At 47.5% G+C, this 4,182-nt stretch carries 5 protein-coding genes; 2 read left to right on the top strand and 3 right to left on the bottom strand.

Going from position 1 to position 4,182, the window contains the following annotated elements; translation table 11 throughout:
- Together ACUVQO_RS22570 and ACUVQO_RS22565 are read left to right on the top strand one after the other, a co-directional pair.
- Window positions 1-288, top strand: a 288-nt coding sequence (locus ACUVQO_RS22570) for a hypothetical protein (RefSeq protein ID WP_445928068.1), incomplete at its 5' end; no start/stop codon positions are given.
- Complete coding sequence (locus ACUVQO_RS22565; protein WP_445928067.1) at window positions 285-485, top strand: PEP-CTERM sorting domain-containing protein; 201 nt, start codon at window positions 285-287, stop codon at window positions 483-485. The genes ACUVQO_RS22570 and ACUVQO_RS22565, both read left to right, overlap by 4 nt.
- Window positions 486-583: 98 nt before the next feature.
- Here the strand turns inward: ACUVQO_RS22565 and ACUVQO_RS22560 are convergent, their stop codons facing one another.
- From ACUVQO_RS22560 to ACUVQO_RS22550, 3 genes are all read right to left on the bottom strand, one after another.
- Entirely contained in the window at window positions 584-1,147 is a 564-nt protein-coding gene (locus tag ACUVQO_RS22560; protein ID WP_445928066.1) for a thioredoxin family protein, read from the bottom strand.
- A 491-nt stretch (window positions 1,148-1,638) separates the two neighbouring features.
- Window positions 1,639-3,480 carry a class I SAM-dependent methyltransferase gene (locus ACUVQO_RS22555; RefSeq protein ID WP_445928065.1) on the bottom strand — a complete coding sequence of 614 codons (1,842 nt, stop codon included), beginning with the start codon at window positions 3,478-3,480 and terminating at the stop codon, window positions 1,639-1,641.
- A 59-nt stretch (window positions 3,481-3,539) separates the two neighbouring features.
- Window positions 3,540-4,182, bottom strand: a 643-nt coding sequence (locus ACUVQO_RS22550) for a molybdopterin-binding protein (protein WP_445928064.1), incomplete at its 5' end; no start/stop codon positions are given.

Raw genomic sequence — 4,182 nt, 5'->3', positions numbered from 1 at the left:
CCTCCGGTATCCAGCGCTTATCTGGTTGGGTTTCCCATTACTCCAGCTACGGATTTTAAGTTCAGTTTTGATCAGACGGGATTTGCCCCTGTCAGTGGCACGATTGAGCATATTGGCTCTGTCACCTTTAACGATGTGCTGAAGCTAGGTAACTTCTTGATCGGATTCGATCCAGGTCGAGTTAGCACGATCGCCAGTGGCTTCTTTGTCAGGGATACCATCACTACAGGAGCGATTCTGTTGATGTGGCCGCTCCCAGCAGCCTGTCCTTCGATGACAAAACGTTGAAGCTGGATTTGGTGGCCAATCTGCTGGTTTCTCCAGAACTGGCTGGAGTGCTGGAAAATCCTGCACTGATTGGAGCCGAAATTGGTGCCGCCAGCATTAACGGTGAGGCCGTTCCTGAACCCACCACCATTCTGGGTGCATTGGCAGCGGGTGGCCTGATTACCGCAGCTCGTCGTCGTCAGGCAGCGAAAGGCTAGGAGTTAGGAATTAGGAGTCAGGAATTAAGAGATATCAGCTCTTAATTCCTGACTCCTAATTCCTTGATCGCTCCCATCGTTAGACTGCCTTTGTTGAATCATCCACCTGGCTTCCATTTGATATTGCAACCAATGCTAGGCTTCTGATCGGGGGATATGGGTTGGTTAGTTAAGGTGGCCTCGATCGCCGCTCTCAAATCGGCTCCTGTTACCGGCAGTCCATTACTGGGGCGGCTGTCATCCAATTGGCCTCGGTAGACCAAACGGCGATCCTGATTAAACAGGAAAAAATCCGGTGTACAGGCGGCTGTATAGGCTTTTGCGGTTTCCTGGGTTTCGTCATAGCAAAAGGGAAAGGTAAATCCCAGGGTATTTGCCATGTCCTTGAGTTTTTCAGGAGCATCTTCCGGGTAATTGACAACATCGTTTGCACTAATCGCCACAATTCCCAGTCCTCTACCTTGATAATCCCTACCCAAGGCGGCCAGTTCAGTCTGCACATGCTTGACAAAGGGACAATGCCGACAGATGAACATAACGAGCAGAGCAGGCTGATCAGCGAAGGTTGCCAGGGAAATTGTTTGTCCAGACACCACATCCGCCAGGGCAAAATCAGGGGCAGGGGTACCCAATTCCAGCATGGTTGAAGTCGTCAGTGCCATTGTGAAATCGTCCTTTGGGATCAGCGTCCTCAGAGTAACATGGAACGTCAGCAGGTGGGAGCAGGACAATATTAGGTGGAATTGTGGCAATCTACTTGGCAGATCGTGAATCACGATCTCTAAGGTGTGTGCCCCCAGTCCATCGACAACGGCAAGTAGTCCGGCTCCTGCGGCCAGTACAACCACGGCCACGCTTAAAGGAACTGCAGGACTATAAAGCAGGAGCCAGGTTGATCAACTCAGCCATTGAGAGGGCGTTTGAAAAGTATCTGGCGGTTAAAACTGCGACTACACTCATCAAGTCTGCCGACGCAGACTCAATACAATCCAGGTTTTCAGTAATCTGCGGCGGCAGGTTTTCTCGGTATAGCCACGACTTCAGTCGTCAGGGTGGCAAAGAGACAGGCTTTCAAAACATCCTCTTTTCAAAACATCCTCTGAAGTGAAGGCCAGTTATAAAATCTTGTGTGTCAATACAGCTAAAAGCTACATCAGGGCGCGATCTTTTCTACAAAAACTTGATAGCCCTGATGGACCAAGACGATCTTTTTACTAAAGGTAGTCAGAAAAGCATCGATTGCGGTTTTTGGAGGAGCTTCAGTCACTTCTGGCGGAAATACATACTGATAATCATCAAAAATAATGATGCCTCCTACCTTGATCAATCTCCAGGTCAGTAAAGCATCCTCCAGGACATCACTGGCAATATGGGAACCATCTATATAAGCCAGATGATAGGAATCGAGTGGGAGCGATCGTAGGGCAATTTGAGATTTACCGACGATCTTTTTAACCTTCTCCGGAGTACCCGTTTGAGCCACGTTGAAATCAAATCGCTGCTCAATTGTTTGCAAAAATCTACCCTGCCATAAAGCCTGGTGTTCTGCTCCGCCGGTAAAGGTATCAATACAGGTAATTTGGGCAGTAGGGTGAGTCAAAATATAGTCAAGCAGCCAGCAAGTTGAGCGGCCTTCCCAACTACCAATTTCCACCGCCATCAATTCAGGTTGATTGGCAAATCGTTGTAAGTAATGTTCCCAAATGGGTAGGTTAATACTGAACCAATCTTGGGAAAACTGATAACCTTTACGAATCACTTCCACGTAATATTTGAGTTTAACTGCTTCGGTCTGCGCCTCTACCCACGTTGGATCCAGTTGCAGAACTTTTTGAACCTCAGCGTAGGCTTCTTTGTACTGTTTTTGATCTCGTAGGGCCGTGACTAAATTAAAGTGAATTCTAGCTAAATCGGTATGGGTAAGAGTGGGGTTGAGCGCGATCGCCTGTTTGAAATAAGGCATGGCTGCATCTGGTTTCCCCTGTCCTTGTAAGGTGGAACCCAGGTTATTGTAAGCCGCCGCCAGCAGTGTTTTAGCTGCGGAATTGGTTGGTTCCAGTCCCACGCCTAGTTCCAGTAATGCAGTAGCTTCTTGCAACTTGTTTTGAGCTAAAAACTCGCCCCCAAGTTGCTGCCAGTTCAATAGGGATACAAAGTTTGCTGTCTTCTCAATGCGTCCTAGCTTTTCTACTAAATAAGCCAATTTATCCTGCTCAATTTTGTGTCGAATTTTATGTAATTCCTGGATATCAGCAGGAGTATCATCCTGATATTGCTCAGGCGATGTTTGAAATTTCTTCAGTTGTTTATCAAAATTATTGCCTGGGTAACGAATATATTCAACCGTTTCCAGATTCACTTTCAAGACCTTAAAGAATTTAGTCAGCCATAGAATATAACTGATATCTTCACAGCCTGTTTGATGATACGGAATTACTGCTTCAGGAAACCCTTCAATGAATTCATGGCACTCTCGACGGATACAAAGATTTTGTGGCAGAGTGTTTTCGATCGCCCCTTTCCAAAAAGGATGAATCGCCTCTTTCATAAACACTCCAGTCCGAACCACTCCCACAGGTTGATTGGGTAAATCAATGACCTGCGACCCCTGATCGGTTGGCAGAATAAGTGAAGTTTTTGTGTCTCCTGTTGGATTGTAGTTGAGAAGTTGAAAACAGAGATAAATATGTCTTTTAAAGTACAAATCATCTCCATCACAGAAGAACAAAACTTCTCCTTGAGATATTTTGACTCCGGTGTTTCTGGCTGCCCCTGCTCCCACTCGTCTTCCATGATTGATAACTTTGCAATGAGGCTTGTTCTGGGCGAATTCTAGAATTCGTTCTAGGGTGCGATCGCTGGATGCCTCATTGACAACCACAATTTCTGCAGTGACAGGATGCTCTCCGTCATAGTGCTGAAAAAAGTACTGAATACTGTCTTCCACACTTTCCAGAGTGCGGATGATTTCCTTCTCTTTATTTAGAACTGGCACGATCACAGAAAATGAGGAAAGCATGGGAGAGTTAAGAGTCAAGAATAATGAGTTATGAATTATGGAATGGGTAGGACGTGAATGATGTCTCCGGGGACGATCGCGGCTTCGCCAGCAGGGATGACAGCTAATCCATTCGTGCCGATTAAATTAATCAAATTGCCGGAACTATGGCTACCACCTGCTGGTTTAAATTGATAGGAACCATTCATAAGTTCTAGCTGTCCCCACACATAAGAGTCTCGTTTGCGATCGGAGTTTAGCGGCTGAACCGTGATGGCGTTCACATAACTTACTTCCCACGGTTCCGGGAAGCCGGATAGTTTTTTCAAGGCGGGTTGCACAAAGCGCCAGAAGCAGACGAGGGCAGAGGCGGGATTGCCAGGGAGTCCGAAGTAGAGGGTGGAGGAGTGGAGGAGTGGAGGGGTGATGGGGTGATGAGGTGATGGGGTGATGGGGAGGGTAGGCAAGGTGGCGACGGTGAGAGGTTTGCCAGGCTTGATGGCAACAGAGCGGATATGAATCTCTGCGCCCAGTTCGTCCAGAATCTGATCTACATAGTCGTAGTCACCGACAGAGACTCCACCAGAAGAGAGAACGAGATCTGCACTAGCAACGGCCTGGACGATCGCCTCCCTCAACACCTCCAGGTCGTCCGGAACAATGCCCATTGGCACAGGTTCTGCTCCAGCCTGGGCAACT

This window comes from Leptodesmis sp. (assembly GCF_052746595.1).
This window is presented reverse-complemented; position numbering and strand designations above follow the sequence as displayed.